The 16,402-nt window shown below is 41.2% G+C and carries 14 protein-coding genes; 5 read left to right on the forward strand and 9 right to left on the reverse strand.

The features are described 5' to 3' along the window. Positions 1-12: 12 nt before the first annotated feature. The 3 genes from JBW_RS17770 to JBW_RS17780 all read right to left on the reverse strand — a co-directional run bounded on the left by JBW_RS17770 (position 13) and on the right by JBW_RS17780 (position 2,604). Complete coding sequence (locus JBW_RS17770; protein WP_007960679.1) at positions 13-1,080, reverse strand: EFR1 family ferrodoxin; 1,068 nt, start codon at positions 1,078-1,080, stop codon at positions 13-15. A gap of 28 nt (positions 1,081-1,108) precedes the next feature. Further along, the gene (locus tag JBW_RS17775; protein WP_007960678.1) at positions 1,109-1,906 is read right to left on the reverse strand and encodes an AraC family transcriptional regulator; all 798 of its coding nucleotides are present in this window, start codon (positions 1,904-1,906) and stop codon (positions 1,109-1,111) included. Positions 1,907-2,052: 146 nt separating this feature from the next. Further along, a complete protein-coding gene (locus tag JBW_RS17780; RefSeq protein WP_007960675.1) occupies positions 2,053-2,604 on the reverse strand; it encodes a cyclase family protein in 552 nt (183 codons plus the stop codon). A 307-nt stretch (positions 2,605-2,911) separates the two neighbouring features. Here JBW_RS17780 and JBW_RS17785 point away from each other — a divergent pair, with 307 nt between their 5' ends. Beyond that, positions 2,912-3,673 carry a tRNA threonylcarbamoyladenosine dehydratase gene (locus JBW_RS17785; protein ID WP_007960674.1) on the forward strand — a complete coding sequence of 254 codons (762 nt, stop codon included), beginning with the start codon at positions 2,912-2,914 and terminating at the stop codon, positions 3,671-3,673. 414 nt (positions 3,674-4,087) lie between these two features. Here the strand turns inward: JBW_RS17785 and JBW_RS17790 are convergent, their stop codons facing one another. From JBW_RS17790 to JBW_RS17805, 4 genes are read right to left on the reverse strand one after another with little or no spacing between them, the layout of a single operon-like run. Then, positions 4,088-5,341 carry a 3-isopropylmalate dehydratase large subunit gene (locus JBW_RS17790; RefSeq protein ID WP_007960671.1) on the reverse strand — a complete coding sequence of 418 codons (1,254 nt, stop codon included), beginning with the start codon at positions 5,339-5,341 and terminating at the stop codon, positions 4,088-4,090. A gap of 23 nt (positions 5,342-5,364) precedes the next feature. After that, positions 5,365-5,859 carry a 3-isopropylmalate dehydratase small subunit gene (locus JBW_RS17795; protein ID WP_007960670.1) on the reverse strand — a complete coding sequence of 165 codons (495 nt, stop codon included), beginning with the start codon at positions 5,857-5,859 and terminating at the stop codon, positions 5,365-5,367. Continuing rightward, positions 5,856-7,112, reverse strand: a complete 1,257-nt coding sequence (locus JBW_RS17800; RefSeq protein WP_007960669.1) for a 3-isopropylmalate dehydratase large subunit — start codon at positions 7,110-7,112, stop codon at positions 5,856-5,858. Before JBW_RS17800 ends, JBW_RS17795 begins: the two co-directional genes overlap by 4 nt. Before the next feature lie 13 nt (positions 7,113-7,125). Next, positions 7,126-7,617 (reverse strand): 3-isopropylmalate dehydratase small subunit, encoded by a 492-nt coding sequence (locus tag JBW_RS17805; RefSeq protein ID WP_036681943.1) that lies wholly within the window; start codon positions 7,615-7,617, stop codon positions 7,126-7,128. 118 nt (positions 7,618-7,735) lie between these two features. On the opposite strand from JBW_RS17805, the gene JBW_RS17810 reads away from it, so the two are divergent. The 4 genes from JBW_RS17810 (at position 7,736) to JBW_RS17825 (ending at position 13,579) form a co-directional block, all read left to right on the forward strand. Continuing rightward, complete coding sequence (locus JBW_RS17810; RefSeq protein WP_007960667.1) at positions 7,736-8,629, forward strand: LysR family transcriptional regulator; 894 nt, start codon at positions 7,736-7,738, stop codon at positions 8,627-8,629. 274 nt (positions 8,630-8,903) lie between these two features. Next, positions 8,904-9,863, forward strand: a complete 960-nt coding sequence (locus JBW_RS17815; protein WP_007960666.1) for a helix-turn-helix domain-containing protein — start codon at positions 8,904-8,906, stop codon at positions 9,861-9,863. Positions 9,864-10,041: 178 nt separating this feature from the next. Then, a complete protein-coding gene (locus JBW_RS17820; protein WP_007960664.1) occupies positions 10,042-11,841 on the forward strand; it encodes an ABC transporter ATP-binding protein in 1,800 nt (599 codons plus the stop codon). After that, positions 11,834-13,579: an ABC transporter ATP-binding protein gene (locus JBW_RS17825; protein WP_007960663.1), complete on the forward strand. Its 1,746-nt coding sequence runs from the start codon at positions 11,834-11,836 to the stop codon at positions 13,577-13,579. The genes JBW_RS17820 and JBW_RS17825 overlap by 8 nt, the downstream gene beginning before the upstream one ends. A 194-nt stretch (positions 13,580-13,773) precedes the next feature. On the opposite strand, the gene JBW_RS17830 is transcribed toward JBW_RS17825, so the two are convergent. After that, entirely contained in the window at positions 13,774-15,162 is a 1,389-nt protein-coding gene (locus JBW_RS17830) for an MATE family efflux transporter (protein WP_007960662.1), read from the reverse strand. A 397-nt stretch (positions 15,163-15,559) separates the two neighbouring features. Next, positions 15,560-16,174 carry a serine O-acetyltransferase EpsC gene (gene epsC / locus JBW_RS17835; protein ID WP_007960661.1) on the reverse strand — a complete coding sequence of 205 codons (615 nt, stop codon included), beginning with the start codon at positions 16,172-16,174 and terminating at the stop codon, positions 15,560-15,562. Positions 16,175-16,402: the final 228 nt, after the last annotated feature.

Below are 16,402 nucleotides of genomic sequence, written 5' to 3' on the forward strand. Positions count from 1 at the left end.
TAGACCGATTAGTCATCGATGATACTCCGAAGGTTGATTGAGGTTCTTTACGCTTACATTGGGAGCATGATACCTGCGAAAATAGCGAGTATGAGTAAGCTTGCTAAAGATTATGCAGAAAAAGCGCCAGCCTAGAGCAGTATGCAGCAGCAGATATGCTAGAAAAACAGAAATTAAAATATAGATATATTGTATGATTCCATCCCAATTGATCGGCAGCCAAGAAAGAGGCAGGGTAACAAAATGACTCAATATATAGGTTGAAATCGGTATTGTGCCTATAAAATAGAACATAATTCCGATAATTGGACTTACCTCTACTGCTTCATAAGGGCAGTAATTCATGCAAGCCATGCAACTGTCGCAGGAGTAAGTCCAGTAAGGACGCTTTCTTTTGGATCCGACCATTACAATTGCCTGTTTAGGACAGAGGTTAGCACATTGCTGGCAGCCTATACACTTGTCTGAGGCAAAGAACAATTTACTAAGTATTAACTGTGCCAGAATCAGATACATTACAGAAATAGGAGCTAGCCATAACCCTAACATTAAAGGGGCAATACCATGAAAATATACTTGTCCATTTAAAATCACTTTAGCAAAATGCCTCACTTTTGGCTCTGCTGCTGAAATGATAAACTCTTTATTTTCTTTGCTTAATCCCCAATGGACTGCAGTCCAGTTGCTAGGCATATCTACACCTATAACACCTTTTACCCTATACCCTTTCAAAAATAATAGACAAGCCGTTAGATAACCAGCTGTTCCTTCCATTCCCGGAAGTGAAATTCCTTTGATCCTAGTGCCAGCTCGCGAAGGAAGAACCACAGCAACCGTCCCCTTGCCCCTAGGAAGATATAAAATCTGTTTTAACAATAACCAAGGAGCTGTAAATCCATGAGTAGGAAATGTAAATACGCACAGCGTTCTACGATTTGGTTCAATAGAAAGTTTTGTCACTTTAATTTGCTGCACTTGCGTTTCTACACCGAGTGCAGCTGCTTCCTCTACAAACCATGCAGCTACCTGATATGAATTTCCTGTACCAGTCATAAAAAATACAACTATTTTTTCAAACACGTACTTCACCTCGTGTAATGATTTTAGATTATATTTTTTCATACTTTTCTGGAGTAATCCCAGTATGGCTTTTAAAAACTTTATGGAAATGACTTTGGTCATAAAACCCTGCTTCTAATGCTACCTCAGTGATTTGCTTTTGCTTGCGAAGCTGTCTTTTTGCATAATTGATTCGTAATAAGGTTTGATACATATGGGGAGGTATGCCAAATTCATCTTTAAAGAGACGAATCAGATGAAATTTATTGATCCCTGAAACTCGCTCTAAGTCATCCAAAGTAATTCTTTCACAAAAATTACTGTGTAAATATTCTTTAATGACTTTCAATTTAGGAAGTTCCTGTTTGATCTTTATATTTTTTATCTGGTCTGCATGGACGGCCATCCTGTCAAAAAGAGCAATGATGCTGCCTTCTTTTTCTAAAGGACTTGCATGTTCCGTTAGATTTTCCATCAGTTTGTTGGTCATTTTAAATATTTCCGGATCAGAGATCGCCTCAACAATTGGATGGAAAAGAAATCCTTCTTTACTATCCATGAAACGATGTATCCATGTTGTATTGATAAACAGCATTTTATATTTCCATTGATCCTCCTGCTGTGGATTACAAGAATGCACTAAATTGGGAGGAATAAAAACAATTGTTTTCGGATTTACGTCTTCCCACTTACCTTCATACCAAAATGAGCTTGTTCCTTTATCTACAATACCTAATGAATATTCCTCGTGAGCATGCTTTCTATAGGAAAGCTGGCTGGTATCACATAGCTTTAATTCGAAATACGGCAATTGTTCATCACGGTAAAATTGTACTCCCTTCATCATCCTGTCCTTTCCTTCCCTTCAAAACCATCTACCTTTCTCTTTATCAATGCAACAGCGATAGTATTTACTATAAAAACACAAACTCCTGCAAGCCTTGTAGGAGTTTGAAATTCACATCTTCTATTTATCCATTACTTGCTGTCCAATTAAAACTCTGCTATGACTCTGCAGGATAAACCTGTTGAATCCAAAAGATTTAAAGGAAAGCAATAGACCGTAAAGCTGTTGTTTTTTACCTTTTCATAAAGGGTATCGATGTTGCACAAATTCTCGATTACGAAAATATTATGATCTGCACAAAGCTGATCTACTTCCCCATGTTTGGAGGCTTTCTGCAATCCTGGGGCATCTACCCCAATCAAGCTTACTTTTTTCTTAATTAGAAAATCAATGACTGAATCGGATAGTTCTGCACTTTTTATTTGATACTCTTTTGCTCCGTATCCATTTATCTTCAAATGATCTGTTTTAAATATTACAAAATCATTTTTTTCAATTTCAATATTGATATCCGTAATATTGACTTCTCTGTCTTTTATATTACTAATATCAATAATTTTACCCACTCTTTTAATATTTTCTAACAGAAATTCCTTATTCATAACATCACAATGAGTACCAAAATGTCCTAATTTTCTTGATGGATCATCTGTGATAAAATCAGATTTACTCATCTTAAGTGTCAAATCAATCAACATTACTTTCTACCTCCTGAATTTGAAGCGACAACTGAATGTCATATCTATTTAGTAACTTCCTCCATCCAATATAAGGATAAAGAGACATTTAAATCATTGTGTATATTCCACACAAACACTAACATTTCCTTGTCAGCATAACAATAAAGAAGCCCTTTCTTAAGAGATTTTTGCATTCAAATAAAACAGATTATATTTAGTTGAATTTTATAAGTATTTTTGATAAGATTTGGTTTGAGTTAAATAGTGGCTAAATCAAGGAATCAGCCAAGTTGGTTAAATATTGATATGGAAAAAGGGTGACAATATGTTACATCAGTTCTCTAGAACCGAATTATTAATCGGGGTAGAAGCCTTAGAAAAATTGAAACAAAGTAAAGTAGCTGTCTTCGGTATTGGCGGTGTAGGCTCCTATACTGTGGAAGGTCTAGTCCGTGCTGGTGTAGGTAAGCTGGTATTGATTGATGATGATTGCGTGTGTCTTACAAATATTAACCGCCAATTGCTTGCGACTAGAAAAACTGTGGGTAAAGCGAAAGTCGAAGTAATGAAAGAACGAATCTTAGAGATTAACCCGGATGCAGAAGTTACGATCTTTCAAAAATTTTATATGCCAGACACTGCTGCTGAGTTAATTTTTGACGACTACGATTATATTGTAGACGCCATTGACACGGTAACGGGAAAAATTGATCTAATCGAAAAAGCCAAGGCTAAAAACATTCCTATTATTAGCTGCATGGGGGCAGGCAATAAGCTTGATCCTACGAAATTCGAAGTAGCCGATATTTATAAAACATCCGTATGTCCTTTGGCAAAAGTCATGCGTAAAGAACTTAAAAAACGCGGTGTTCATTCCTTAAAGGTAGTCTACTCTAAAGAATTGCCTGTAACCCCAATCGAAACAGAAGGCTCTAATTGTGCAACTGGTTGTATCTGCCCCTCTGGCACTACCCGTAAATGCACCATCCGCCGCCAAATTCCCGGCAGCATCTCTTTTGTACCATCTGTCGCTGGATTAATCATTGCCGGCGAAGTCGTAAAGGATATTGCTTTTAAAGTAAAATGAACCCAGGCAGGATTTTTTCCTGAGCAGTTGCATATTTTTATTTCTATGGGTATAATATAAGAAAAGGACTGACGTGCTCGACACACGCCAGCCCTGCAGATTGTCTAACCGAAGGGTTAGCCTAAAGTAGGAGTTATTAAGAAATAACCGCAGACCTTAGCTTAGGAAGCGGTTATTTCCTATTTATGATCAAAACAACGAGAGTTGCGAATGCTATCGTGAGATACATTGCTTCAAACATTGATATCATCATACCACCCCCTTTCTACAAGGGAATGGCTAACCACTCCTAGACAATCTGTACGTTTATTATAGCATATATTACCAGATCGAAAATAAGAAATTTTCATATCTGGCTTGTTCACTACACCGTGCCACCTTCATACTGAAGGTGGCTTTTATTATTTTTATGAATTATAAATACTTCCTTGGATCAACAATCTTACCTTCTAAAGCCGCTGCAGCAACGGTTGCAGGAGAGGCGAGAAATATTTCCGACTTCGGACTGCCCATTCTGCCTAAGAAATTACGATTGTTAGTGGCGATTACCCGCTCCCCATCTGATACAATCCCACCGCTCCTGCCACAGCATAAACCACAAGCTGGCGGATTCATAATCGCCCCGGCTTCCACTAAGATTCCAATAATACCTGCCTTTGCAGCTTCTGCATAAATACTCCGGCTTGCAGGCGTAACAATTAATTTGGTAAAGGGAGCAATTTTTCGCCCTTTTAGAATCTTGGCAGCTACTTCTAAATCTTCAAACCTGCCATTGGTACAGGAACCGATGAACCCTTGATCAATTTTTGTCCCTAACAGTGCTTCTACATCACTGATATTATCCACATTGGATGGACATGCAACCACAGGCTTAAAAGTGGAAGCATCATAGTTAAAGACTTTTTCGTAACTGGCATCTGGATCACTCTTAAGATCTTGGAATTGACTGCCCTCGACGCCGCTAAAAGCAAAAGTCTTCTCATCAGGCTCAATAACCCCAACCTTAGCTCCCGCTTCTACCGCCATATTGGAAAGAGTCATTCTGGAAGATATACTCAATCCTTTGATCGTAGAACCACCAAATTCCAGTGCTTTATAAGTACCGCCATCAGCACCAATATCACCAAGAATCCTAAGAATTATATCTTTGGAATAAACGCCCTTAGGCAGCTCGCCATTAATCGTAAACTTAAGAGTTGGCGGAACCTTAATCCACAATTGTCCCGTGCCAAAAATCGCCGCCATCTCCGTATAGCCAATTCCTGTTGAGAAGGAGCCAATAGCACCATAGGTCGTAGTATGGGAATCCGTACCAAAGACGACTTGACCGGGAACTACATAGCGTAACTCAGGCATTAATTGATGACAGACTCCATCTGCACGATGAACCGCCTTTATGTGCTGCTCCGCGGCAAAGGCATCGGCTATTTTATGATGACGAAAATCTTCAATAAAACTGGTGGGGACTAAGTGATCATAGACAAATACAATTTTATCTGGATTCCAAACTTTTTCAAAACCCATCTCTCTAAATTTCTCAACAACAAAGGGAGCAAAGATATCATGAACCATAACCCTATCCACATTCACATTGAGCAATTCTCCGGGTGTAACAGAACTTTTTTTCGTATTTCTCATGATTATTTTTTCAGTTAGCGTATAACCCATACTGCACTTCCTTTCCAGCAAAACTATTTGCCATTGCGCTTTCTCATAAAAGGAACTAATCCTCCCGCTTCTACCATCTGCAACAAATCCGTTGGAATGGATGCCACCTCAAAGGATTTTTCCCCTAGGAGAACTTGGCTGCTCTCTAAATGAACAGAGACATGATCTCCTTCACTACAACAATCATAAAGCTCACTATTCTCAAGCAGCAATAAACCATTATTAAATGCATTGCGGTAAAAAATTCTGGCATAAGACTTGGCAATAATGCAGCTTATCTTCAAAGCCGCCAATATCTCAGGAGCCTGCTCCCGAGACGAGCCGCAGCCAAAATTTTTACCTGCTACAATAATATCTCCTGGCTGGATCTGCGCTGCCAGCTCCGGTCTTAACGGGTTAAATGCATATTTTTTCATATCTTCTACGGTCTTTAAGGCAAGAAACTGCGTCGGAATAATAATATCCGTATCTATATCGTCCCCAAGTTTCCACACTCGTCCTTTGAAAGCTTCTTTCATACCACAAACCCCCTAGGATCGGTTATTTTTCCTGTAAGGGCAGAAGCCGCTACCGTTGCCGCAGAAGCAAGATACACACTCGAGTTTGGATGACCTGCTCTACCCTTGAAGTTTCTTGTCCCAGTCGAGATCAGGGTTTCCCCTTCACCAATTACGCCCTGGCAGCTTCCCCAGCAAACACTGCAATTGGGATTCAGCACCATGGCGCCGCTTTCTACAAAGATATCAATCAATCCCTCTGCTAACGCCTCTAAAAATACTGCCTTTGAAGCAGGTGAAATCAGCAGTTTTACATAAGGATCAATTTTCTTTCCCTGCAAAATTTGCGCTGCAGCGCGTAATTCCTCGATCCTGCCATTATTACAGGAACCGATAAAGCCCTGATCGATTTTCACTTCCCCAATCTGGGTTACACCGACTACATCATCAACACAATGAGGAATGGCAATCATCGGCTCCAATTCATCAAGGTTATATTGATATGTCTTTTCATACACTGCATCTTCATCGCTTGTAAATAGATTCATGTCATGGCGTCCTCTGGCTTTAGCATAGTCAATCGCAATTTGATCCGGTTCAACAAGACCTGTTTTGGCCCCTGCTTCTACTGCCATATTACACAGCACAACCCGATCATCGACAGTAAATTTCTTCACTGCAGGACCGCCAAATTCCATAATTCTATAATTTGCTCCATTAGCCCCAATATCACCAATGATCTTCAAAATCAGATCCCTGGCATATACTCCTGCTTTGAAACTGCCCTCAATTTCAAACTTTAAAGTTTCCGGAACCATCAGCCAAATTTCACCTGTATGCATGACGGAAGTAAAATCCGTACAGCCTACCCCTGTGCCAAAGGCACCTAGACCACCGTAAGAACAGGTATGAGAATCAGCAGCAATAACCAGCTGTCCTGGTACAACGAAATCTTCTATCATAATTTGATGACAGACTCCTGTGCCTTCATAAAAGGGAATATCATGTTTTTGCGCAAATATTCGCATTTTTTTGTGTACCTGAGCCGTCTTTGCACTCTCTGAAGGCACATTATGGTCTACAATAAAAATCACTTTTTTAGGATCAAACACCTTTTCTGCTTTCAGCTGATTTTCAAATATATCAATATTCAAATGGGTTGTACCATCATTACTCATACATAAGTCAACTTTTGCTGTAATGATCTCTCCTGGTTTCACAAGATCCTTCCCGCTGGCTCTGGCCAAGATTTTCTCTCCCATTGTCATTCCCATTATTGTACCCCCTTTACTTTTTATTTAAGAAACCAATTAAACCGCCTGCTTCTAAAATATTCATTACATGTGCAGGAAGTTTTGTAGATGTAAAATTCCTATCCTTTGTAACATTCTTAATCGTACCTTTTAGAACATCAATTTCCAATGTATCTTTTTGTTCTACAGCATCATACACCTCTTTGCAAATCACAACCGGCAACCCAATATTGATTGCATTTCTAAAGAAGATTCTGGCAAAGGATTTCGCTACTACTGCGCTGATGCCCAGAGCTTTTAATACTAAAGGAGCTTGCTCTCGGGACGAACCGGAACCAAAGTTTTCGCCCCCTACAATAATGTCACCTGGACACACGGTAGAAGCAAAGTTTTCATCTAAAGGCTCAAACGTATACTGCTTCATTTCCTCAACATTAGGCAGCAGCAAATACTGAGATGGAATGATTTGATCCGTATCTACATCATTCCCAAACTTCCATACCTTCCCTTTGATCACGTTTATCATCTCTCTTTACTATGGTTGCGTATTTATTTGAAACACGCTCTATCATTATATTATAAAATTTAATATGATATAATAATAATACATATTAATTATACTTACTATAACGAGGAGTTATATCATGCGTGAAGATTTAGAGCTTTATAAAATTTTTCATACGGTAGCCTTCTACAAAAATATTTCTCACGCGGCAGAATCCTTATATATAAGTCAGCCAGCCGTAAGTAAATCCATCAAAAAACTAGAAACTCTCTTAGATGTCAAATTATTTTCCCGAGGCTCCAAAGGAGTTATTCTTACTGCCGAAGGCAAAATCTTCTATGAATATATTCAAAAAGCACTTCATATCATTGCTGATGGAGAAAATGTATTAACCGAACTTAAGAACAAAAAGCAAGGTATGATTACCATTGGTGTCAGCACCGTATTATGCAAATACTTTCTTTTATCACATCTGAAGCCGTTTATGAAACAATATCCTGAAATAAAAATAAAGATCATTAATAACACAACCTTTGATACCCTTAAAAATATAGATCAAGGAATGATTGATTTCGGCATTGTCAGCCGCCCCTTTAACATCAGTCCTTATACCTTTGTTAAATTAGCAGATATCCAGGATATTTTTGTTGCGGAGAAAGAGTATTTAGACTCATTGCAGATCGTAGAACCTAATGATATCTTTTCCAAAGGTATCTTTATGCTCCTAGAGTCAGACAATATAACAAGACAATATATAGATCAATTTTTATTGGAAAATAATATTTTTATCAAACCAGAAGTCGAAATCAATACAATGGATTTCCTCATTGAATTTGCCAAAATCGGGCTGGGCATTACCGTTGCCATCCGAAACTTTGTTGAGAAAGATCTCACAGAAGGAACCCTTATTGAAATCCCAGTATCACCGCCCATGCCCACAAGAACCGTCGGTATTATTTATGATAAGAAAAGAACCTTATCCATCGCTACAGAAACCTTTTTGTCTTATCTACAGTCTCACGTGCTTAACTGATAAGAAAAACACTACGCGTCCTTTTAAACGTAGAAAGTAAACCGAACCGCAGAGGCGCAGAGAACAAAGCTTCGAAAAACATTGCCCGCGAAAAACACCTCTAACTATTGAAAATAATAATTATTATTGTTATGCTTAAACAAGCAGCACGACAAGCAAAGACTTAGCTTGTGCCAACTCCTAATCTACAAGCAGAAACCTGAGTTGTTCTTACTTCAAATCAGAAAATATTAGAAACTTTTATAACGCGGACAAAACAGGGAGATGAGGTAACATGGCAATTACATTGGAAGACAGAGTATTTTACGGCAATAATATCACGATGTTAAAAAAAAATGAGGATTGTACCATATATAACATGCAAAATATCAACGGAGAGGGCACCATGACCTGCTACAAGGTGTTCCCCGGCATCGATCTGCTGTACAATGATTTTCACGTGCCGAGCTGCTTTTCAGATTTTCGTCCAAAAGTAGACATGCTGGGAATCGACCATTGCCGGGAAGGGCGCATTGAATGGGAATTCCAGGATGGCTCATATATGTACTTGGAAGAAGGAGACCTACAGATCAATGCGAAAGATAACCATGCCCTTGGCTTCGGATTTCCACTCAGCCATTATCATGGTATTACTGTTGCAATATATATCGATGAAGCATTAAAAATGCTGCCTACTCTCTTTGACGGGTTTTCTGTTGATTTGCATGCCTTACGGGAAAAATTCTGTGCAGGCAAAAGACCATTTATCATGCGCGCCGAGGACTCTATTCAGCATATTTTTTCTGAGCTCTATACTGTACCTGACAAGATTAGGAAAAATTATTTTAAGATTAAGGTGTTGGAGTTACTGTTGTTTTTAAGCGTGCTTGATGTCCCCATAAATAGCAAAGAACGGCCATATTTTCCCCAAAAGCAGGTTAAAACAGTAAAATCAATTATGAAATACATCAGTGGAAATATTGACAGGCACTTCACTCTGAACGAACTATCTGCTAAGTTTGATATACCACTCACCACGTTGAAGCTTTGTTTCAAAGGTGTCTATGGTACATCCGTCAATGCCTATATGCGTTCTTATCGTATGCATGCGGCAGCATTGATGCTGCGCCAAAGCAATGAAAATGTGGCAATTATCGCCGGAAAGGTGGGTTATGATAATTCCAGCAAATTCGCGGCAGCTTTCAAGACAGTGATGGGCATGTCTCCACTGGAACATCGAAAATCTTCTGTCTAAATGGAGCAAAAAGAGTTATTGCGGAGTAGATGGCGGCAATAAAAACAAATATAATACGGGTTGGTTAGTGATATCTAACCAACCCGTATTATATTTTTATAAGACAAACGTCTTATAAAATATTCTCTATAGAGGAAACGGTCTTTAAAACCAAAAAATCTCGAAGAGGTGAGCTAAAATGAAAGAAAAAAACTGGCTGGGAACCGTTTTGTCCTTTGCCACGGAGTGCAGGCTGAAGATGATCTTTTCGGTAATATGCGCCATTATCAGTGTCGCAGGCGGTATTGTGCCGTATATTGGCGTATATCAAATCATTGTTTTATTTTTTGACGGAAAACAGACAGTAAACGGCATCTTATTCTGGGCGGCAATATGTCTGGCCGGTTATATCGTAAAGTTCGTTTTTTATGCCATATCCACAATGTTAGCGCATTTTTCCGCATACAGCATCTTAGAGAATATGCGGCTGAAGATTGCCGACAGATTAATGAAAGCTCCGCTGGGCACCGTGCTGAACCAGACAGTGGGAAAGCTGAAAAATGTGATTGTAGACCGGGTGGAAACCATCGAGGTGCCGCTGGCCCATCTGATTCCAGAAGGGATTTCCAACCTACTTTTGCCCATCTGCGTATTTATTTATCTCATGATGATTAATTGGCGCATGGCACTTGCGGCAATCGTTACGGTGCCGGTAGCAATTGTGGCCTACGCAATTATGATGAAAACGTTTAACAAGCAGTATGCTGATTATATAGAATCCAACAACTATGTGAACAGCGTGATCGTCGAATATGTAGAGGGAATTGAAGTCATCAAGGCCTTTAACCAGTCTACCTCATCTTATGAAAAGTTCGAAAAATCCGTAGAGTCTTTTAAAGAGTATACACTCAATTGGTTTAAAAGCACCTGGAAGCTCATGAACTTTGGCGGATCAGTGCTGCCGTCAACCTTGGTGGGCACGATGCCGCTTGGCATGTATCTGTATCTTGATGGGTCCCTAAGTCCGGCAGAGCTTACAATGTGTCTGATATTATCTTTAGGCATTGTAGCACCGTTAACCAGCTTCACGGTATTTGTTAATGATGCCAAAGCGATAGAATACGCAGTGAAAGATGCCGATGAATTTTTAAACCTGAAGGAGCTTGAAAACGCGCATGAGCCGGTAGAGCTTACTCAATATGATATTGAGCTTCATAATGTGTCCTTTTCCTATGACGCGGATAAAGCTTCCCATGCGGGTAATATAGAAAATAACGTGCTCCATGACATTAATCTAAAGCTCCCGCAGGGGACTTTTACGGCACTGGTCGGCCCTTCCGGAGGGGGAAAGTCAACCGTTGCGAGGCTGATTGCACGTTTTTGGGATGTCGGGAGCGGAACAATCAGCATAGGCGGTGTTACTATCAAAAAGCTGCCCCTGACACAACTTGCCGACACGGTGAGCTTTGTCACTCAGGATAATTTCCTGTTTAACTGCTCGCTGCGGGAAAATATCCGCCTTGGTAATCCCCAGGCCTCCGATCAAGAAGTAATCGCAGCAGCGAAAGCAGCTTATTGCGATGGCTTTATCAATAATCTGGATAACGGGTATGATACCACTGCCGGCGAGGCCGGAGGAAAATTATCAGGAGGAGAAAAGCAACGCATTGCCATTGCCAGAGCCATCTTAAAAAATGCGCCGGTTGTTATCCTGGATGAGGCAACAGCGTTTACCGATCCGGAAAATGAAGATAAACTACAACAATCCATTGCCGCCCTTACCAAAGGAAAGACTTTACTGGTGATTGCCCACAGGCTCTCAACCATTAAAAAAGCAGACCAAATTGTCGTTCTGGAAAAAGGGTGTATTGCCCAGACAGGTTCGCATGAAGCGCTCCTTGAAGGCTGCAAACTTTATAAAGATATGTGGGAGGCTCATATCGGTGCAAAAAACTGGGCAGCTAACAATGAAAAAGAAGAGGTGAAGAGATATGCTTAGATTAATAGCACGAATCATTAAGTGGTCCGGTCAGCGCAAAAAGCGCCTGTACCTCGGTTTTCTATATTCCTTCCTTAATGCGATGTTTACAGCGATGCCGATTATGGGCGCCGCATACGGACTGAATCTCATCATCGAAGACATGAACGGCCGCACCACGCTGACAATGGACTGGGTATTCTATATGTTAGGCTTTATGATCTTTACGATAGCAGGCAGGTTTTTATTTGCTTATCTGCGTGCTTCCGCGCAGGAGAGTATCGGCTATGAAGTAACAGCGGAACAAAGAATCGTGATTGGCACCATCTTAAAACGGGTTTCACTAGGCTTCTTCAGTAAAAAAAGTGCCGGAGAGATCGCCACGGCCGTAACAACAGATTTGTCATTTATTGAGATGTTCGGAATGAAGATGATAGATGTTGTCATAAATGGCTATATCAGTGCATTAACAATGGTGCTTTGTCTGGCTTTTTATAATGTGTGGGTTGCGCTGATCGCAGTGGCAGGCATACTGCTGTCTGCCGTGTTCTTAAAATTGCTGGGTAACAAGAGCAACGAGAATGCACCGGTGCAGCAAAGGGCAAAAGATAGTATGGTTGCCGCTACAATTGAGTATGTCAGAGGAATGCCTGTGGTTAAATCGTTTAAGCAGGATGGCGTTGCCAAAGAAGGCGTTAGCAAGGCTTATCGGATGAGTAAGGATATTAATGTCAAAACTGAAAAGAATTATGTTCCTTACAACTGCCTCCATTTATTTGCGCTTAAAGCAGCATCAGTCGGAATTGTTCTTGCCTCGGCACTACTGGCGGCCAATGGAGCTATGGATATCCCGACCATGCTGATGATGGCAATCTTCTCTTTCATCATTTTTGGGCATGTAGAGCAGCTAAATAACGCAGCTCATGTATTGAAAATCATTGATGCCACATTAGACAAATTAGCCGGCATAGAAAACGCGGAATTTATTGATAAAGACAGTAAGGATGTGGAATTATCCACATATGATATTCAGTTTCAGGATGTCACCTTTGCCTATGAAAAACGGACTGTATTAAAGAATGTCTCATTCACCATCCCGGAGAACACGACTACAGCAATTATTGGCCCCTCGGGAAGCGGCAAGTCAACAATATGCAGTTTGATTGCCCGCTTCTATGATGCTGATAAAGGAAGTGTATCCGTAGGCGGTGTGGCTGTAAAAGCGATGACGTGTGACAGCCTGCTTAAAAATATCAGTATGGTATTTCAAAAGGTATATTTGTTTCATGATACAGTGTTGAATAATATCCGGTTCGGAAAACCCGAGGCTACCTTTGAAGAAGTTGTCGCAACAGCAAAGAAAGCCTGCTGCCACGACTTCATTATGAATCTGCCTAATGGTTATGAAACAGTAATCGGCGATGGTGGTTCCACGCTTTCCGGAGGGGAAAAACAGCGCATCTCTATCGCCAGGGCCATGCTGAAAAATGCGCCAATTGTTATCCTGGATGAGGCCACCGCCAGCGTTGATCCGGAAAACGAGCATACCATTCAAAAAGCGATCAGTGCTTTGGTACATGGGAAAACGATGATCATCATTGCCCACCGGTTGGCCACTATCCAGAACGCTGATCAGATACTGGTAGTCGATGATGGCCGCATCGCACAGCGAGGAACCCATGAGAATCTCATAAAACAGGAGGGCGTGTATAAGAGATTCTTAGCTATACGAAAAACAGCGGAAGGCTGGAGCATTTGAGGATATTCAGGCTGGTTGTGTCTCTCTCCCCAAAATGAAGGGGCCGTGTTGAAACGTAAAGTTTCAGTACGGCCCCTTCATTTATGGCAATGCCAGTCACGGCAGCCGGTTTGGCTTTATCAATGAAAGAAAAGAATGGGTGGTTATTATTTATGAAGTTTCCGGTCGGTGATTAAATCCTTACTTTACTGTCACTAAGCACTTAAAGTGGTTGGTTCATCTTTTGCTCTGAGTCTCGTGAATTCTCTTTTCACCATGATCGCGGTCCATAACACAATAACTGCATCTATCGCCAGCGATCCCCAATAAATGCCGGAAACACCGATCCTTTGCGGTAAAATCAGCATGACCGGTATGTAGAAAATCAGTTGTCTGGTAATACCGATCATGGCGGCCGGTTTGCCTTTATCAATAGAAGGGAAGAATGTCATGGCCATAAAAACTGCTGACAATAATGGGATAACCGCCATATAAATCCAGAAACACATCAGCTGAGTTCCGGTAAATAATTGACCAGGCAGCATCAGACCCAAAACAAATTCAGGAGCAACCATGGAAATAATCCAGAAAGGCACCGTCAATAACACAGAAGCAACAGTAAATATCTTATAGGAACTGATGACGCGCTCATATTGCCCAGCACCATAGTTTATGCCGACGACCGGCTGCATCGCCCGCATTAAGCCAATGATTGGCATAAGCAAAAAAGTGAATACCCGGTAGACTACGCCATAAAAGGCAATATCAGACACCGTACCATATTTGGCAAGTACATTAAACACAACCACCCCTTGCACCAGAGTCATCACAATCATAATAAGTGTAGACGCTCCCAGACTAAGAATGGATTTTATCAAGGATGCGTCCCGACACAGGGAAAAAGTCTTTGTTTTAAATGAAGCAAAACCCTGACTAAAATAAATCCAGCCAAGCAATGTGTAAATCAACATACCAATGTTCGTGGCCCACGCGGAACCCTCTACGCCTAAATCAAGAACCACAACAAACAGATAGTTCGCCAAAACATCCACAATCAGACCGATGCCCATCATGACTGCTGCCGACTTCATTTTTCCCTCGGCTCTGACAATCATGTTGGCCGCCAGGCCATAGATCCAGAAAAATGCACCCATGACTGTAATCCTAAAATAGATATCGCCCAGCAGTAACACTTCCCCTGCTCCGCCCATCATCTTTACTAATTCCATGGAAAAAGCCAGCCCTAATACCATATACACAGCAGTTACAATCAGCGAAAGAACATTGACATTGCCGAGCAACCGTTCCTGGGTATTTTTGTCCTGACGGCCAATGGCAATACTTAATACGGCACCGGCGCCAACGCCGATCAGCGAACCCAGGCCTATGCTGATTTGTGTTAAAGGATAGGCCACGGAAACTCCTGCTAAAGCGGTCTCGCCTACGAAACGGCCAACAAAAACAGCCGAAATGACGGTGTTTAAGCCATAGAGAACCATGGCAATGATGGCGGGCCATGATAGTCCAGCCATAACCTTCCATAGATTCTCATTTAAAATAAAATACCTTTGCTTTTCTTTTTCATCTACGATTGTCTGACTCAAATAGAAAACCTCCTAACTCTTCACATAGTTTTTTTATATTGTTGCCAATGATGATTGATGAACCGACACGTCCAGCATTACACTCTTTCTGCGCCCAGACGCATATTATGAGATGTTCCCCGTCTTTTCCTGCCCGGCCCCGGGCAGCGTTTTGCTACCCTAAAACGGATTTCTTACTGTTTGTCAATTTTGCTGCTAATGCCTAACCGATCCGGGGACAGTGGCGCTACGCGAGTAAATTAGACATTCCATTTTTTCGTAGACAGATTGCCAGTCACAAAACAGCTAAATCGACCGGTTTTCTCTTACCAAAGCCGGGAAAAATGATGGTTTTACACAATACCAGCGTTAACAAAATGCTTTTGCAAAATCCGAATACCGGTAACCGCTTTCTCCCTTATACTCTTTCCTCTACGCCAATCAAATCCCTCTCACTCTGTTCCTGCTGAATGTTGATTCTGCGATAATGCGCCATGGGAAGGGGAAGATCGGTCTTTCTCTCGTGTACTTTTACAATGCGCGGCGGTGAACCAACCACCGTGCAGTCACATGGCACATCCCGGTTTACAATGACCGTCTTGGCACCGATTTTACTTCTGCTGCCTACGGTTACCGGTCCCATGACGCTGGCTCCGTGACCGATATAAACACCATCCCCGATGGTCGGATGCCTTTTTCCCTTCTCTTTTCCTGTCCCCCCCAGCGTAACGCCGTGGAACAGAGTACAATTCCTGCCAATCTCCACTGTTTCACCGATCACCACGCCACTACCATGATCACAGAAAAAACCCGGCTTAATTTTAGCCCCCGGATGAATTTCAATCCCGGTCAAAAAACGTAGTATTTGAGAAAAGAAGCGGGGTAGAAACGGTATTCCCATACGGTAAAGCGGCCATATTAAATATCGGTGAGCGATCATCGCATGAAAGGATGGATACAGTAAAAACTCCACATTTTTGCAAGCCGGATCATTCCGATAAATGGCTTTAATATCCTCAAACAAAGCAAACATTTCGCTCTCCCACCTTTATTTATGCAAGTAATCTCTCGCTGTCATGAATATGGTACTTAATGTCGATTAAAACGGGTATTGTTGTAGTAATGATAAAAACCAACAAACTCTTTTAACACCTCCCTTTCATAACAACTCCTGGAGACAGTCGAGCATGAATCAAATCTAAAATAATTAACACCATTGCAAGGTAAGTGGAATGACGTAAAAACATCTGCCATGCCATAG

Origin of the sequence: Pelosinus fermentans JBW45, assembly GCF_000271665.2 — a bacterium.
GTDB classification, from domain to species: domain Bacteria; phylum Bacillota; class Negativicutes; order DSM-13327; family DSM-13327; genus Pelosinus; species Pelosinus baikalensis.

Bases quoted from the DNA above. Each gene is read 5' to 3' on its own strand.
- JBW_RS17775 (WP_007960678.1), bottom strand. From the start codon at position 1,906: ATGATGAAGGGAGTACAATTTTACCGTGATGAACAATTGCCGTATTTC.
- JBW_RS17780 (WP_007960675.1), bottom strand. From the start codon at position 2,604: ATGTTGATTGATTTGACACTTAAGATGAGTAAATCTGATTTTATCACA.
- JBW_RS17785 (WP_007960674.1), top strand. From the start codon at position 2,912: ATGTTACATCAGTTCTCTAGAACCGAATTATTAATCGGGGTAGAAGCC.
- JBW_RS17790 (WP_007960671.1), bottom strand. From the start codon at position 5,341: ATGGGTTATACGCTAACTGAAAAAATAATCATGAGAAATACGAAAAAA.
- JBW_RS17795 (WP_007960670.1), bottom strand. From the start codon at position 5,859: ATGAAAGAAGCTTTCAAAGGACGAGTGTGGAAACTTGGGGACGATATA.
- JBW_RS17800 (WP_007960669.1), bottom strand. From the start codon at position 7,112: ATGGGAATGACAATGGGAGAGAAAATCTTGGCCAGAGCCAGCGGGAAG.
- JBW_RS17805 (WP_036681943.1), bottom strand. From the start codon at position 7,617: ATGATAAACGTGATCAAAGGGAAGGTATGGAAGTTTGGGAATGATGTA.
- JBW_RS17810 (WP_007960667.1), top strand. From the start codon at position 7,736: ATGCGTGAAGATTTAGAGCTTTATAAAATTTTTCATACGGTAGCCTTC.
- JBW_RS17815 (WP_007960666.1), top strand. From the start codon at position 8,904: ATGGCAATTACATTGGAAGACAGAGTATTTTACGGCAATAATATCACG.
- JBW_RS17820 (WP_007960664.1), top strand. From the start codon at position 10,042: ATGAAAGAAAAAAACTGGCTGGGAACCGTTTTGTCCTTTGCCACGGAG.
- JBW_RS17825 (WP_007960663.1), top strand. From the start codon at position 11,834: ATGCTTAGATTAATAGCACGAATCATTAAGTGGTCCGGTCAGCGCAAA.
- epsC (WP_007960661.1), bottom strand. From the start codon at position 16,174: ATGTTTGCTTTGTTTGAGGATATTAAAGCCATTTATCGGAATGATCCG.